Consider the following 14,154-nt stretch of genomic DNA (forward strand, 5'->3'; position numbering starts at 1 on the left):
TTCCCTAGAATCGAGGCATGACCGACGATGCGACGCGATTCCGGCTCGACATCGCCTACCAGGGCACCGACTTCAACGGCTGGGGCCGCCAGCCCGAGCAACGCACCGTGCAGGGCGAGCTGGAGGCCGCGCTCGCCACGATTTTCCGGCGTGCGGGCGACCCGCCGGCGCTGACGGTGGCCGGCCGCACCGACGCCGGGGTGCACGCGCGCGGCCAGGTGGCGCACGTCGACCTCGCGCCGGAGCAGCTCGCGACGCTCCGCAAGCCGCACGGCAAACGGCCTCCGCTGACGCCGCACGAGGCGCTGGCCCGCCGGCTGAACGGCATCCTCGGCCCGGTCGCCGATGTCGTCGTCCTGCGTGCGGGCGAGGCCCCGCCCGGCTTCGACGCGCGGTTCTCCGCGCTCTGGCGGCGCTACGAGTACCGGGTCGCCGACCGGCTAGCGCTGCGCGACCCCCTGCAGCGGCACCGCACGGCCTGGGTCTCGGCCGACCTCGACGCCGGCGCGATGGACCTGGCCGCGCACGGGTTGCTCGGCCTCCACGACTTCGCCAGCTACTGCAAAGCGCGGGAGGGCGCGACCACCATCCGCACCCTGCTCGATTTCTCCTGGCGGCGCGACGACGACGGCGTGCTGGTGGGGGAGGTGGTGGCCGACGCGTTCTGCCACAGCATGGTCCGCGCCCTGGTCGGGGCGTGCGTGGAGGTCGGCGAGGGCTCGTTGACGCCCGGCGACCTGGTCGAGCTCCGCGACGCGCGCGCCCGGACCAGCGCGTTCAAGGTGATGCCGGCCCGCGGGCTGACGCTGATCGAGGTCGGCTACCCGGAGGATGCGGAGCTGGCGTTGCGGGCGGAGCAGACGCGGGGACTCAGGTCGCTCTGACCGTCGCGGCGGCGAAGCGGTTGCGGAGGCGCCGCAGCAGGCGCTTGACCGTCCTGATGGGCGTCCCGATCAACATCGCGACGACGCCCAGGGCCGAGGTGTCGAGGGGGCCGAGCGCGATCTTGCGCTCCCACGCACGCCGCAGCGCGCCTCCCCGGCTGCGCCGGGCCGGTGGCCGGTCGGGCAGCGCGCCGGCGTCGCGGAGCGCCATCAGGGCCTCCACCCTGCGCGCCCAGTCGTCCGCGTCCGCGGGGTGGAAGTAGTTGTCGTCGAGCCACTCCGGGCGGACCGCCGGGAAACGGCCGGCGATCAGGTCGGCGGCGTCGCCCTCCAGCCCGCTGCCGGCGAACACCTCGTTGATGAGTTGGCGCGAGACGCCGAAGTCGGTGAGCGTGAGCGCCGGCACACCGCGATCGACGGCCTCCACGACCGCAGTGGAGCTGACCGTGACGAGCGCGACCGCACGGTCGAGATGGAGGTGCATGGGGCCGGTCTCCACGGTCAGGTTCGCGGGAGCGTCGGCCGGCACCAGGTCGGCGTACGGGTACAGCTCGCGATGCGTCTGGCTCTCGCCCGTCCGGGCGCGGGTCTTGATGACCACGCGCCAGTCCGGGTGCGCGAGAGCGGTGCGGCGCAGCCAGTCGACGATCGCACGGCGGTCCTCCTCCGCCGCAGGGACGCTCGGCTGCGCGGCGAAGACGACCGTGTCGGGATCGCTCCGTCTGCCGGCCCCGGCCCCCGCCCGCAGGAACGGCAGCGTCGCGAGGGCGAAGTGCGGCTGCACCCCGCCGTCCTGGGCCATGGCGGCGTACTCGCGCACCTCGCGCCTGCTGTGCAGCACGAACAGGTCGGCGCGGGCGCGCAGGAAGAGCCCCTTCCACTTGGCCGGGTACGAGATCCCGGGCAGACCGGTGATCAGCACCGGACGCGGGGCGACGACGCGGTGGATGCGGTCGATCAGCAGTTCGGCGACCGGGCCGAGCGTCGCGACGAGCACCGCGTCGGGAGCGTCGGCCCGCAGCCGGTCGATGATCGCGTCCACGCCGAGCGCCGGGGGAGGGGACGCCGCAAGGGCGGCCAGTCGCGCGTCCAGGCCGTCGAACGCGGACCTGAGCTGTTCCGTGCTCGCGGCGACGGGAGTCGCGACCGTCAGCAGTTCCAGCTCCCAGCCGGCTGGCGCGGCCGAGAGCAGGTGCGCTCCCCACTTGGCGAACGAGTCGGTGTCGACGATCCCGACGACACGCCTCCGCGCAGGACGGGACGCGCCGCTCACGCGCCGACGCGGCGCAGCTTCGCGAGCGGCGCGAGCTCGCCCGGCTGGATGCGCTTGACGCCGTCGCCCAGCGCGGTCTCGATGATCCGGATGTCGCGCACCAGCGTGTGCACGCCGTGCGGCTCCAGCGATGCCGCGTGATCCGACCCCCACATCGTCCGGTCCAGCGTGATGTGCCGCTCGACCGCCGCGGCGCCGAGTGCGACGGCGGCGAGCGAGATCTGGAGGCCCGGCTCGTGACCCGAGTAGCCGACCGGGACGCCGGGGAAGCGCGAGCGCAGGGTCTGGATCATCCGCAGGTTGGCCTCCTCCGCCGGGAGCGGGTACGTGGAGGTCGCGTGCAGCAGGACGAGGCGCTCGGTGCCCAGGGCAGCCACGGCGCGGTCGATCTGCTCGATCGTGGACATGCCGGTGGACAGGATGACCGGCTTGCGGGTGTCGGCGACGGCCGAGAGCAGACCCAGGTCGGTGACCGAGGCCGACGCGATCTTGTACGCGACGACGTTCAGGTCCTCCAGGAACTCCACCGACGGCTCGTCCCACGGCGAGGCGAACCAGTCGAGTCCGCGCAGGGTCGCGTGGTCGCCGATCTCGATGTACTGATCGCGGTCGAACTCGACCCGGTAGCGGTACTCGAGGTAGGTCATCTCGCCCCAGGGCGTGCTCCGGGGCGTCGCCTTCATGTGCTCGGGCGTGGAGATCTCCGGGGTGCGCTTCTGGAACTTCACCGCCTGCATGCCGGCGTCCGCCGCCACGTCGATGAGACGCTTGGCGAGCTCGACGTCGCCGTTGTGGTTGAGCCCGATCTCCCCGATCAGGTAGGCGGGGTCGTCTCCGCCGATGGTGCTGCGTCCGATGGTGACGGTCATGTCCGTGCTCCGTTCCGTTCTGTTCCGGTGTTCCGGGAGTCGAGGATGGCGTCGGCGAGCTCGCGCACCGCTCCGTCGCCGCCGCGCCGGGCGAGGACGTGCCTGGCCGCCGCGAGGACGGCCGGGTGCGCGTCGGCGACCGCGACCGGCCAGCCGGCCAGCCCGAGGGCGCCGAGGTCGTTGACGTCGTTGCCGAGGTAGGCGAGCCGCTGCAGCGGGATGCCCGCGTCGTCCGCCCAGGCCCGCAGCGCCGCGGCCTTGTCGTCGACGCCGTGCAGCACGTCGACCCGGAGCTTCGCCGCGCGTGCGGCGACCACCGGATTCGTCTCGGTGGAGAGGATCAGGACCGGGAGGCCGGCCTCCCGCAGCATCCGGACGCCCATCCCGTCGCGCCGGTTGACGACCACGGTCTCGGCGCCGTCGGCGTCGAGGGAGGCGCGGTCGTCGGTGTGCACGCCGTCGAAGTCGGTGACGACGGCGTCGACGTCGATGGCGGGCGCGGTGCGGGCGGCATCGCGGGAATCGAGCAGCGGGGCCAGCGCGTCGGCCGTCGCCAGGTCGAGGGGGTCGTCGATGTCGATCGCTCCGGCGGGGTCCACGATCGCGAGCTCCACGCGCCCGAAGAAGCGGTGTCCGGCGGTGCGGAACCCGGCGGTCCTGAGCGCGTAGAATGCCCCGGTCTCGCGGTACTCCGGCGCGCGGTCCTGCCGCCGCGGCCGCACGGCGGCGTCGTGGTTCACGGCCTCCGCTTCGCCGTCCGGGCGGGTCCGCCAGAGGAAGGCGTGCGACTCCACGGCGGCGAGCACGACGTCGGCGTCGCCGGCGAGGACCCGCCCGACGGCGGCGTCGAGCTCCGCCGGCGCGGTGAACGGGGAGGTCGCCTGCACGAAGAGCACGACCTCCGGGTCGATCCCGCGCGCCGCGAGCGCGTCGAGGGCGTGCAGCAGCGCGGACTCGGACGACGCCAGGTCGCCGGAGAGCTCGGCCGGGCGCCGGACGACGAGCGCACCGGCCGCCTCCGCGGCCGCCGCGATGTCGTCGCCGTCGGTGCTGACCACGACCGTGTCGACGAGCCCTGCCTCCGCCGCCGACCGCACCGACCGCGACACCAGGCTGCGACCGCCGACGGTGGCCAGGTTCTTGCCGGGGAGGCCGCGCGATCCCGCCCGCGCCGGGATGATCGCCACGACGCGGGGAGAGGTGCTCATGGCGGCACGCTAGGGAGGCCGGGTAGCCGGGATCGGAACGGCGGGCAAGCGGATGTGAACGTGTTCAGGAAGCTGAGGAGTCGTTCAGGTGCAGGGTGGACCGCCTCGGTTTGACCCTCCCCGGGCGTGTCGCGTAGTATTGATCCTTGGTGTCCGCGCCTCACTGCGGCGCGACACACGAACGTGAGCCCTCCACCGGCCCCGGTTCCCGCCTCATCGAGACGAGAACCCCCATCGGAGCGGGATTCACGAACTCCTCCGTTCGATACAGAAAGCAGCCACTACTGTGACGCGCACTTACACCCCGAAGGCAGACGAGATCCAGCGCGACTGGGTCGTCATCGACGCGACCGATGTCGTGCTCGGCCGTCTCGCCAGCCACACCGCCGCCCTCCTCCGCGGCAAGCACAAGGCGACCTTCGCCCCCCACATGGACATGGGCGACTTCGTCATCATCGTGAACGCCGACAAGGTGGCCCTCACTGGCCAGAAGGCGGCGCAGAAGAAGGCCTACCGCCACTCCGGCTACCCGGGCGGCCTCAAGGCGACCACCTACTCCGAGCTCCTCGAGAAGAACCCGGTCCGGGCCGTCGAGAAGGCCGTCCGCGGCATGCTGCCGAAGACCTCCCTCGGCCGCGCCCAGCTCCGCAAGCTGAAGGTCTACACCGGAAGCGAGCACCCGCACGCCGCCCAGCAGCCGAAGCAGTACACGCTCGGCCAGGTCGCCCAGTAAGCGATCCAGACCTTCACGACTGACTTAAAGACAAAGGATTATCACCATCGTGGCGAAGATCGCAGACAGCATCGACTCGGCCCAGGTTGTCGAGAACGTCGAGTCCTACTCGACCGAGACCCCCGAGAGCGCGGCCCCGGCCGCGCCGCGTCCCGTCCTCTCCGTGCCCGGCGCGGCCGTGGGCCGTCGCAAGGAGGCCATCGCGCGTGCGCGCCTGGTCCCGGGCTCCGGCACCATCACGGTCAACGGCCGTGAGTTCGCGGACTACTTCCCGAACAAGCTGCACCAGCAGCTCATCACCGACCCGTTCAAGGTCCTCGACCTCATCGGCTCGTACGACGTCGTCGCCCGCATCACCGGCGGCGGCCCCTCGGGTCAGGCCGGCGCGCTGCGCCTCGCCATCGCCCGTGCGCTGAACGAGATCGACCGCGAGAACAACCGTCCGACCCTCAAGAAGGCCGGCTTCCTGACCCGTGACGCGCGCGTCACCGAGCGTAAGAAGGCCGGTCTCAAGAAGGCCCGCAAGGCGTCGCAGTTCTCCAAGCGTTGACGCACCCCAGCGTCTAGGCTTCGGTCCATGCCCCGCCTTTTCGGAACCGACGGAGTCCGCGGACTCGCGAACGGTCCTCTCACCGCCGACTTGGCGCTCGGCCTCGCTCAGGCAGCTGCTGCTGTCCTGACGCGAGGCCGCAGCGCCGAGGCGCGCCGCGCCGCGGGCAAACGCCCGCGCGCGATCGTCGCCAGGGACCCCCGGGTCTCCGGCGAGTTCCTCTCGGCCGCCGTCGCGGCCGGCCTGGCCAGCTCGGGCATCGACGTCTACGACGCCGGTGTCATCCCGACGCCGGCCGCGGCCTTCCTGATCGCCGACTTCGACGCCGACTTCGGCGTGATGGTCTCGGCGTCGCACAACCCCGCGCCCGACAACGGGATCAAGATCTTCGCCCGCGGCGGCACCAAGCTCCCCGACATCGTCGAGGACCGCATCGAGCAGCATCTCGAGATGGAGAAGCTCACGCCGACCGGCGCGGACGTCGGCCGCATCCGCCGGTTCGCGGACGCGGAGGACCGCTACGTGGTCCACCTGCTGGCGAGCCTTCCGCACCGCCTCGACGGCATCCACGTCGTGCTCGACTGCGCCCACGGCGCGGCCGCCGGCATCTCGCCCGAGGTGTTCACCGACGCGGGCGCCCGGGTCACCGTCATCGGCGACTCGCCCGACGGCATGAACATCAACGACGGCGTCGGCTCGACGCACCTCGACAACCTGGCGAAGGCCGTGCTCGCCGCCGGCGCCGACGTCGGCATCGCGCACGACGGCGACGCGGACCGCTGCCTGGCGATCGACGCCGATGGCAATGTGGTCGACGGCGACCAGATCATGGCGATCCTCGCGGTCGGCATGAAGGAGCGCGGCAAGCTCCACGAGGACACCCTCGTCGCGACCGTGATGAGCAACCTCGGCCTCAAGATCGCCATGCGCGAGCACGGCATCCGGATCGTGGAGACCGCCGTCGGCGACCGCTACGTGCTCGAGGAGATGAACCAGAACGACTACGCCCTCGGCGGCGAGCAGTCGGGCCACGTCATCATGCGCGAGTTCGCGACCACGGGCGACGGCATCCTCACCGGCCTCCACCTCCTCAGCGAGATGGCGCGTCAGCGCAAGCCGCTGTCCGAGCTGGCGAAGGTCATGACGGTGTATCCGCAGGTCATGGTGAACGTGAAGGGCGTGGACCACCACGCCGTCCACACCGACGAGCCTCTGCAGCTCGCGGTCCAGACCGCCGAGGCGGCGCTGGGCGACACCGGCCGGGTGCTGCTGCGCCCGTCCGGGACCGAGCCGCTGGTGCGGGTCATGGTGGAGGCCGCCGACCAGACCACGGCGGAGCGTCTCGCCAACGAGCTGGCGGATGTCGTGCGGGAGCGGCTGGGCGTCTAGTCCGCCCGCCGCGCCGCGGCTCAGTCTTGGGCGCCGGCTTCCCGGTCGAGCCGGGCGTTCCGCTCGCGCACGAAGTCGGAGACCGAGAACGGCCGGGTGCGCTCCGGCAGGAGGGCGACGTCCGCCAGTCCTTCGAGCAGCACGCCGGGCTCGGTCTCGAGCGTGACGGCGAGCTGCAGCAGGGTCAGCAGCGTCGGGTTGCCCGTGCCGCGTTCGAGCTTGCCGTAGTTCGCGACGTCGACCTGGCTGAGGTTGGCCACCTCGTACTGGGAGAGGCCCAGTTCGACGCGCCGCGTCCGGAGGCGGGCGCCCAGGATGCTGGCTGCTTCGAAGCGCGGGGACGACATGCGTCCACTCTGCTGTCCTGCGGGGTCCTTTCCCAGAGGATGAACACTGTACGCACGCACTCCTGGTGTATTTATACCTCGGATGTCTGCGCGCGCTTCGCCGCGATGAAGTCGGTGACCGAGAAGGCGTGCTCCCGATCAGGGAGCATGCCATCGCCGTACAGCCCGGTCACGAGTTCCGCAGGGTCGATGTCGAGGGCCGTCGCGACGCGGACGATGGTGTGCAGCTCGGAGTTGGCCTCGCCACGCTCCACGCGCCCGTAGTTGGTCACGTGCATGTCCGCGAGCTGGGCGATCTCCTCCTGACTCACGCCCAGCGCCACCCGGGCCGAACGGACCCGTTGACCGAAGAGCTGAGCGGCGCGAGATCGTGGTGTAGCCATGCGTCTTGCCTACGGGATGCCGCAGCGATGAGCCAGAGTCTTCGAGCACGCGTCCTCTGGGCGCGAAGCGTCCGGACCCCGGGCTACAGCTTGCGCAGCAGGACGGAGCTCACGGTGTGGTCGGCCTCCTTGCGCAGGACGAGCTTCGCCCGCGACCGCGTCGGCCGGATGTTCTGGATGAGGTTGGGCTCGTTGATGGCCGTCCAGATGGCTGCGGCCCTGGCCCTGGCCTGTTCCTCGGTCAGCTGCGCGTAGCGGTGGAAGTACGATTTGGGGTTGGCGAACGCGCCGCGCTGGAGCTTGAGGAAGCGCTCCTGGTACCAGTGCGCGATGTCGCGCGTGCGCGCGTCCACGTACACGCTGAAGTCGAACAGGTCGCTCACCGCGAGCCGGTTGCCGCCGCCCGCCGGCTGCAGGACGTTGAGCCCCTCGACGATGAGCACATCCGGCCGGCGCACCACGATCTCCGCGTCCGGCACGATGTCGTAGCTGAGGTGCGAGTAGAACGGTGCGCGCACCTCGGGGGCGCCGCTCTTGACCTCGGTCACGAACCGGAGCAGCGCCCGGCGGTCGTACGACTCCGGGAAGCCCTTGCGCTCCATCAGGCCGCGGCGCTCGAGCTCGGCGTTCGGGAGCAGGAAGCCATCCGTAGTCACGAGCTCGACCCGGGGGGTGTCGTCCCAGCGGGAGAGCAGCTCGCGCAGCAGGCGCGCGATGCTCGACTTGCCGACGGCCACGGAGCCGGCGACGCCGATCACGAACGGCGTGGGCTGCGCGCGCTCGCCGAGGAAGTCGCTCGTGACGCGATGGAGCTGCTTGGTGCCGCCGACGTACAGGTTGAGCAGGCGGCTGAGCGGCAGGTAGACCTCCTCGACCTCCCGGAGGTCCAGCGGGTCGCCGAGGCCGCGCAACTGCACGATCTCGGTCTCCTTGAGCGGAAGCCGGGTGTTCTGCGCCAGCTCGGACCAGTCGGAACGGCTCAGCTCCACGAAGGGGGTGCTGGACTCGCCGTTCGCCGTGGATCCGCCGCGAGCGGCGCCGTTCTCAGCCATAGGCGACAAGTCTAAGGTGCGCCCACGATAGACTCGGGTGCATGTGTGGAATCGTGGGGTACGTCGGTACCGACAAGAGCCTGGAGGTCCTGCTCGGCGGCCTGAAGCGCCTCGAGTATCGCGGCTACGACTCGGCCGGCGTCGCCGTCATCGACCCTGACGGCCATCTCGCGACGGCCAAGAAGGCCGGCAAGCTCTCCGTGCTCGCCGGCGACCTGCAGGCCAACCCGATCCCCAACGGCGGAACCGGCATCGGCCACACCCGCTGGGCGACGCACGGCGGCCCGACCGACCGCAACGCCCACCCGCACCTGGGCGACGACGGCCGCCTCGCGGTCATCCACAACGGCATCATCGAGAACTTCTCGAGCCTGAAGGACGAGCTGCTCGCCGACGGCTTCGCGTTCGAGTCGGAGACCGACACCGAGGTCGCGGCCGTGCTGCTGGGCCGCGAGTACCGCGCCACCGGCGACCTGAGCGAGGCGTTCCAGCGCGTCGTCTCGCGCCTGGAGGGCGCCTTCACGCTCCTGGCCCTGCACGAGGACCAGCCGCACGTCGTGGTCGGCGCCCGCCGCAACTCGCCGCTCGTGATCGGCCTCGGCGAGGGCGAGAACTTCCTCGGCTCCGACGTCGCCGCGTTCGTGGAGCACACCCGCCGCGCGCTGGCGATCGGCCAGGACCAGATCGTCACGATCACGCCCGACTCTGTCACGGTCACGGACTTCGCCGGTGCGCCGGTCGAGGTGGAGCCGTTCGAGGTCGCGTGGGACGCCTCCGCCGCCGAGAAGGGCGGCTGGTCGTCGTTCATGGCGAAGGAGATCGCCGAGGAGCCGGACGCGGTGGCGAACACCCTGCGCGGTCGCGTCGTCGACGGCACCGTGCACATCCCGGAGCTGGACGCGATCGGCGACGACTTCCTCCAGGGCATCGACCGGATCACCATCGTCGCCTGCGGCACCGCGGCCTACGCCGGGCTGGTCGGCAGCTACGCGATCGAGAAGTGGGCGCGCGTCCCCGTCACGGTCGAGCTCAGCCACGAGTTCCGCTACCGCGAGCCGGTCCTCACCGACGGCACCCTGGTCATCTCGATCAGCCAGTCCGGCGAGACCATGGACACGCTGATGGCGGTCAAGTACGCCCGGGAGGCCGGCGCGAAGGCGATCTCGGTCTGCAACACCCAGGGCGCGACCATCCCGCGCGAGTCCGACGCTGCGCTGTACACGCACGCCGGCCCCGAGGTCGCGGTCGCCTCGACCAAGGCGTTCGTCGCCCAGATCACCGCGCTCTACCTCTTCGGCCTCCACCTCGCCCGAGTGCGCGGCACGCTGTCCTCCGCGCAGCAGCGCGACGCCGTCGCCGAGCTGCAGGCCGTCCCCGCGAAGATCGCCACGGTGCTCGAGGCGCACGAGACGATCGCGCAGCTCGCGCACTGGATGTCGGACACCCGCTCCGTGCTCTTCCTCGGCCGGCACGTCGGCTACCCGATCGCTCTGGAGGGCGCGCTCAAGCTCAAGGAGCTCGCGTACATCCACGCGGAGGGCTTCGCCGCCGGCGAGCTCAAGCACGGCCCGATCGCCCTCATCGAGCCCGGCCAGCCGGTGTTCGTCGTGGTGCCGAGCCCGCGCTGGTCGGACGAGCTGCACAAGAAGGTCGTCTCGAACATCCAGGAGATCCGCGCCCGTGGTGCCCGCGTGATCGCGATCGCGGAGGCCGGCGACGCCGCGGTGCTGCCGTTCGCCGACGAGGTCATCCGCATCCCGCTCGCCGCTCCGCTGTTCGAGCCGCTGCTCTCGGTGGTGCCGCTGCAGATCTTCGCCATGGAGCTGTCGGCGGCGAAGGGCCTCGACGTGGACCAGCCGCGCAACCTGGCCAAGTCCGTCACCGTGGAGTAGGGGCCCCCGTGATCGCCGGCATCGGGATCGACGTCGTCGATCTGGTGCGCTTCGCCCGATCGCTGGACCGCACGCCCAAGCTGCGCGAGCGCCTCTTCACCGAGGCCGAGCGCGGGCTGCCGGTGCACTCCCTCGCTGCGCGCTTCGCCGCCAAGGAGGCGCTGATCAAGGCGCTCGGCGGTTCGCAGGGCGTGCGCTGGCACGACATGGAGATCGTGCCCGACGAGGAGAGGAACCCGGGTTTCGTGCTGCACAACGTGGTCGGGCGCCAGGTCGCCGAGCGGGGGATCGCGCACATCCACGTGTCGATGTCGCACGATGCCGGGATCGCGACCGCCTTCGTCGTGCTGGAGCGGGACGCGTGAGCGCCGCGTTCCGTGAAGCCGTCGTCGATCTGGATGCGGTGACCGCGAACGTCGCGCGCCTGCGCGAGCTCGTCGGCACGCCCCACGTGCTGGCGGTCGTCAAGGCCAACGCCTACGGACACGGAGCGGTCGAGTGCGCGCGGGCGGCCCTCGCCGGCGGCGCGGACTGGCTCGGCGTCGCGGACATCCCCGAGGGCCTGCAGCTGCGGGAGGCCGGGATCGACGCCCCGGTGCTGGCGTGGCTGCACGATCCGGACGAGGACTTCGCGGCCGCTGTCGCCGCGGGCATCGACGTGGGCATCTCGTCCGCGGCCCAGTTGGAGGCGGCCGCGGCAGCCGGAACGGTCGAGACGCCGGCGTTCGTGCAGCTCAAGCTGGAGACCGGGCTCAGCCGCAACGGTGTCCCCGCCTCCGAGTGGGAGGCCGTCGTGGCCCGGGCGCGCGAGCTCGAGCAGACCGGGACTCTGGTGGTGCGCGGCCTGTTCAGCCACCTCTCGAACGCGTCGCTCGACGACGACCGGGCCGCGATCGCGGTGTTCCGGCGAGGGGTCGAGCAGGCCGAGGCCGCCGGGCTGCGGCCGGCGCTCCGGCACATCGCGGCCAGCGCCGCCGCGCTCACGCTTCCCGAGTCGCGATTCGACCTGGTCCGGTTCGGGCTGGCGATCTACGGGCTGAGCCCCTTCGGCCCCGCGTCGGCGGCCGAACTCGGGCTGCGGCCGGCGATGACGCTGCGCGGCCGGGTGGCCGCGGTGCGCAGAGTGGCCGCCGGGACCGGCGTCTCCTACGACTACACCTACCGCACCGCGACCGAGACGACGCTGGTGCTCGTGCCGCTCGGGTACGCGGAGGGCATCCCGCGCCACGCGTCGGGGCGGGGGCCGGTGTCGATCCACGGCCGCCGCTACCGGGTGTCCGGCCGGGTGGCGATGGACCAGTTCGTGGTCGACGTCGGCGACGCGGAGGTCGCGGTCGGCGACGAGGTCGTGTTGTTCGGCGACCCCGCGACGGGCGTGCCGACCGCGGACGACTGGGCCGAGGCGGCGGACACCATCAACTGGGAGATCGTCACCCGCGTCGGCGGGAGGGTGCGGCGCAGCTACCGCGGGGGAGCGGCGTGACCGGGCGCATCCTCGTCTCGCTGTCGGTGGGCACCGCCGACGACATGCACGCCCTCGGGCTGGAGCTGGCCGCGCTGCTGCGCGCGGGCGACCTCCTGGTGCTGACCGGCCCGCTCGGCGCGGGCAAGACGACGCTGACCCGGGGGATCGGCGAGGGCCTCGCCGTCCGTGGCCCGGTGACGAGCCCGACCTTCGTGCTGGCCCGCACGCACCCGAGCCTGGTCGGCGGCACGCCGCTCGTGCACGTGGACGCCTACCGGCTCGGCAGCGCCGTCGAGCTGGACGACCTCGACATCGACTTCGCCGGCTCGGTGGTGGTCGTGGAGTGGGGCGGCGGGATGCTCGACGGAGTTGCGGAGTCGTGGCTGGAGATCGACATCGTGCGGCCGACCGGCGCGGGGAGCGCGGTGGAGGACGACGCCGTCGACCTCGGCGACGGCGACCTCGGCGACGGCGACCTCGGCGACGGCGACCTCGACGCCGACGAGCCGCGCACGGTCACCGTCACCGGCTTCGGCCCCCGCTGGGCCTGACCCCGCATCCCCCCGTTTCCCGCCCGCGCCGGTGGCGTCGCCTCCGGCGGCGCGGGCGGGGACGTCAGCGTGCGCTCTGAAGCACGCCGACGTCGGCCAGGCCGTCCCCCACGGCCGTGGTCGGGACGTCGAAGACCTGCACCTCGCGCTCGGGGAGCACGTAGGCGGGCCAGCCGGGGTCACCGGTGGTGACGAAGCGCACCGCCGCTCCGTGCACGTCGTCCGCGAGCGAGGCCGGCGGCTGCTCGCCCGCGATGTACGGCACCCGCTCGCTGTCGAGGCAGTCGAAGAAGAACGGGACGTCGAGGCAGTGCACGGCCGCGCCGAAGGTGGGCGACGTCCAGGCGAACCGGTAGACCCAGGCCGGGACTCCGGCCGCGGCACGGGATTCCGCGATCTCGCGGGCGGGCGCCCGGAACATCGCGTCCGTGACGAACTGCCCGAGGGTCCCGGCGGTGTCGAGCCCGGGGTGGCCGGCGACGTACGCGCTCGCCGCCTCCGCCGGGACGCCGACAGAGACCAGCAGTCCGGCCGGGTCGGCGTCGGCGAGGACGTCCCGCAGGTCCGTCACGGCCATGTTGAACTCGTTGTCGGTCGCGCCGAGCACCAGCGCCTTGTCCGCGCCGATCCCGTCCGCGATCGCCGCGCCGATCGGCGCGGGCACGAGGTCGCCGTCCACGACAGGAGCCCAGCGCAGCGCCGATCCGGAGGCCAGTGCGCGCAGCGGGGCCATCGGGTCGCTCGGCGCCTCCGGCGAGGTGACAGCGTCGTCCTCGCCCTGCAGGGCCAGGATGCGCTCCTCGGTCAGCGTGGAGAGACCGGCGCGCGTGGGCGCGACCCCCGCCGCGGCGGCGAGGGCGCGCCCGTGCCGCTCGGCGTCCTCCCGCGCCACGCTCGCTGTGGTGCCGGAGATCGAGTACACGCGGTGGAACAGGCTCGCGGCGCGCGGGACCGTCAGCAGGGTGAGCACGGCTCCGCCGCCCGCGGACTGGCCGGCGATCGTGACCGACGCCGGGTCGCCGCCGAAGGCCGCGATGTTGTCGCGCACCCACTCCAGGGCCAGGATCCAGTCCAGGATGCCGCGGTTCGCCGGAGCGTCCTCGATCCAGCCGAAGCCGTCGAAGCCGAGCCGGTACGACACGCTGACCGTCACGACGCCGTCGCGGTTGAACGCGGCGCCGTCGTACCAGGGGCTGGCCGGGGAGCCGGCGACGTAGCCGCCGCCGTGGATGTACACCAGCACCGGCAGCTTCGCCTCCGGGTCGCCCGGCCGCGGCGTGAAGACATCGACATTGAGCGTCGACTCGCCGGGGTAGGACGGCTCCGGGATGAGCGTGATCTCCGCGAGCGCCTTGCGCTGCGGCGTCGCGCCGTGCTCGCCGGCGTCGCGCACGCCCTCCCACGGCCGGTGCGGCTCGGGAGCGGCGAAGCGCAGCTCGCCGACGGGCGGCTCCGCGAACGGAATGCCGAGGAAGGCCGCGGATCCGTCGCGCCACCGCCCTCGGACGCGGCCGGCTGCCGTGCTGACTTCTGGGCGGTCGATGGTGCTGTCTGTCAC

General features: G+C 72.3%; 15 protein-coding genes. 8 read left to right on the forward strand and 7 right to left on the reverse strand.

Features of this window, described 5'->3' with window-relative positions:
• Nucleotides 1-17 precede the first annotated feature (17 nt).
• Nucleotides 18-884: a tRNA pseudouridine(38-40) synthase TruA gene (gene truA, locus AC3A3H_RS11630; RefSeq protein ID WP_487614708.1), complete on the forward strand. Its 867-nt coding sequence runs from the start codon at nt 18-20 to the stop codon at nt 882-884.
• Here truA and AC3A3H_RS11635 read toward each other — a convergent pair.
• Genes AC3A3H_RS11635 through AC3A3H_RS11645 form a run of 3 tightly spaced genes read right to left on the reverse strand, consistent with a single transcriptional unit; the run spans nt 871 to nt 4,234 of the window.
• Entirely contained in the window at nt 871-2,157 is a 1,287-nt protein-coding gene (locus AC3A3H_RS11635; RefSeq protein WP_487614709.1) for a DUF6716 putative glycosyltransferase, read from the reverse strand. The genes truA and AC3A3H_RS11635 overlap by 14 nt on opposite strands.
• Nucleotides 2,154-3,026 (reverse strand): N-acetylneuraminate synthase family protein, encoded by an 873-nt coding sequence (locus tag AC3A3H_RS11640; protein ID WP_487614710.1) that lies wholly within the window; start codon nt 3,024-3,026, stop codon nt 2,154-2,156. The genes AC3A3H_RS11635 and AC3A3H_RS11640 overlap by 4 nt, the downstream gene beginning before the upstream one ends.
• Nucleotides 3,023-4,234, reverse strand: coding sequence for a cytidylyltransferase domain-containing protein (locus AC3A3H_RS11645; protein ID WP_487614711.1), 1,212 nt, complete (start codon nt 4,232-4,234; stop codon nt 3,023-3,025). Before AC3A3H_RS11645 ends, AC3A3H_RS11640 begins: the two co-directional genes overlap by 4 nt.
• Before the next feature lie 286 nt (nt 4,235-4,520).
• Between AC3A3H_RS11645 and rplM the strand changes: the two genes are divergently transcribed.
• From rplM to glmM, 3 genes are read left to right on the forward strand one after another with little or no spacing between them, the layout of a single operon-like run.
• Nucleotides 4,521-4,967: a 50S ribosomal protein L13 gene (rplM, locus tag AC3A3H_RS11650; protein WP_179605025.1), complete on the forward strand. Its 447-nt coding sequence runs from the start codon at nt 4,521-4,523 to the stop codon at nt 4,965-4,967.
• Nucleotides 4,968-5,016: 49 nt separating this feature from the next.
• Entirely contained in the window at nt 5,017-5,517 is a 501-nt protein-coding gene (rpsI, locus tag AC3A3H_RS11655; RefSeq protein ID WP_487614712.1) for a 30S ribosomal protein S9, read from the forward strand.
• Nucleotides 5,518-5,544: 27 nt separating this feature from the next.
• Complete coding sequence (gene glmM, locus AC3A3H_RS11660; RefSeq protein ID WP_487614713.1) at nt 5,545-6,906, forward strand: phosphoglucosamine mutase; 1,362 nt, start codon at nt 5,545-5,547, stop codon at nt 6,904-6,906.
• 20 nt (nt 6,907-6,926) lie between these two features.
• Here glmM and AC3A3H_RS11665 read toward each other — a convergent pair whose 3' ends face one another.
• The 3 genes from AC3A3H_RS11665 to coaA form a co-directional block, all read right to left on the reverse strand.
• On the reverse strand, nt 6,927-7,253 hold the full coding sequence (locus AC3A3H_RS11665) for a helix-turn-helix domain-containing protein (RefSeq protein WP_487614714.1): 327 nt from the start codon (nt 7,251-7,253) through the stop codon (nt 6,927-6,929).
• A 71-nt stretch (nt 7,254-7,324) separates the two neighbouring features.
• Complete coding sequence (locus AC3A3H_RS11670) at nt 7,325-7,636, reverse strand: helix-turn-helix domain-containing protein (protein ID WP_487614715.1); 312 nt, start codon at nt 7,634-7,636, stop codon at nt 7,325-7,327.
• An 83-nt stretch (nt 7,637-7,719) separates the two neighbouring features.
• Nucleotides 7,720-8,688 (reverse strand): type I pantothenate kinase, encoded by a 969-nt coding sequence (coaA, locus tag AC3A3H_RS11675; RefSeq protein WP_487614716.1) that lies wholly within the window; start codon nt 8,686-8,688, stop codon nt 7,720-7,722.
• Nucleotides 8,689-8,729: 41 nt separating this feature from the next.
• On the opposite strand from coaA, the gene glmS reads away from it, so the two are divergent.
• Genes glmS through tsaE form a run of 4 tightly spaced genes read left to right on the forward strand, consistent with a single transcriptional unit; the run spans nt 8,730 to nt 12,596 of the window.
• Complete coding sequence (gene glmS, locus AC3A3H_RS11680) at nt 8,730-10,580, forward strand: glutamine--fructose-6-phosphate transaminase (isomerizing) (protein WP_487614717.1); 1,851 nt, start codon at nt 8,730-8,732, stop codon at nt 10,578-10,580.
• A gap of 8 nt (nt 10,581-10,588) precedes the next feature.
• Nucleotides 10,589-10,945 (forward strand): holo-ACP synthase, encoded by a 357-nt coding sequence (locus AC3A3H_RS11685; RefSeq protein WP_487614718.1) that lies wholly within the window; start codon nt 10,589-10,591, stop codon nt 10,943-10,945.
• Nucleotides 10,942-12,063: an alanine racemase gene (gene alr, locus AC3A3H_RS11690; RefSeq protein ID WP_487614719.1), complete on the forward strand. Its 1,122-nt coding sequence runs from the start codon at nt 10,942-10,944 to the stop codon at nt 12,061-12,063. The genes AC3A3H_RS11685 and alr overlap by 4 nt, the downstream gene beginning before the upstream one ends.
• Nucleotides 12,064-12,107: 44 nt before the next feature.
• Nucleotides 12,108-12,596, forward strand: a complete 489-nt coding sequence (tsaE, locus tag AC3A3H_RS11695; RefSeq protein ID WP_487614783.1) for a tRNA (adenosine(37)-N6)-threonylcarbamoyltransferase complex ATPase subunit type 1 TsaE — start codon at nt 12,108-12,110, stop codon at nt 12,594-12,596.
• A 64-nt stretch (nt 12,597-12,660) separates the two neighbouring features.
• Here the strand turns inward: tsaE and AC3A3H_RS11700 are convergent, their stop codons facing one another.
• Nucleotides 12,661-14,154, reverse strand: a complete 1,494-nt coding sequence (locus AC3A3H_RS11700) for a carboxylesterase/lipase family protein (protein WP_487614720.1) — start codon at nt 14,152-14,154, stop codon at nt 12,661-12,663.

The sequence above is a fragment of the Leifsonia sp. Soil_N53 genome (assembly GCF_057655165.1).

Bases quoted from the DNA above. Each gene is read 5' to 3' on its own strand.
- truA (WP_487614708.1), top strand. From the start codon at position 18: ATGACCGACGATGCGACGCGATTCCGGCTCGACATCGCCTACCAGGGC.
- AC3A3H_RS11665 (WP_487614714.1), bottom strand. From the start codon at position 7,253: ATGTCGTCCCCGCGCTTCGAAGCAGCCAGCATCCTGGGCGCCCGCCTC.
- AC3A3H_RS11640 (WP_487614710.1), bottom strand. From the start codon at position 3,026: ATGACCGTCACCATCGGACGCAGCACCATCGGCGGAGACGACCCCGCC.
- AC3A3H_RS11645 (WP_487614711.1), bottom strand. From the start codon at position 4,234: ATGAGCACCTCTCCCCGCGTCGTGGCGATCATCCCGGCGCGGGCGGGA.
- tsaE (WP_487614783.1), top strand. From the start codon at position 12,108: ATGCACGCCCTCGGGCTGGAGCTGGCCGCGCTGCTGCGCGCGGGCGAC.
- AC3A3H_RS11670 (WP_487614715.1), bottom strand. From the start codon at position 7,636: ATGGCTACACCACGATCTCGCGCCGCTCAGCTCTTCGGTCAACGGGTC.
- glmM (WP_487614713.1), top strand. From the start codon at position 5,545: ATGCCCCGCCTTTTCGGAACCGACGGAGTCCGCGGACTCGCGAACGGT.
- coaA (WP_487614716.1), bottom strand. From the start codon at position 8,688: ATGGCTGAGAACGGCGCCGCTCGCGGCGGATCCACGGCGAACGGCGAG.
- glmS (WP_487614717.1), top strand. From the start codon at position 8,730: ATGTGTGGAATCGTGGGGTACGTCGGTACCGACAAGAGCCTGGAGGTC.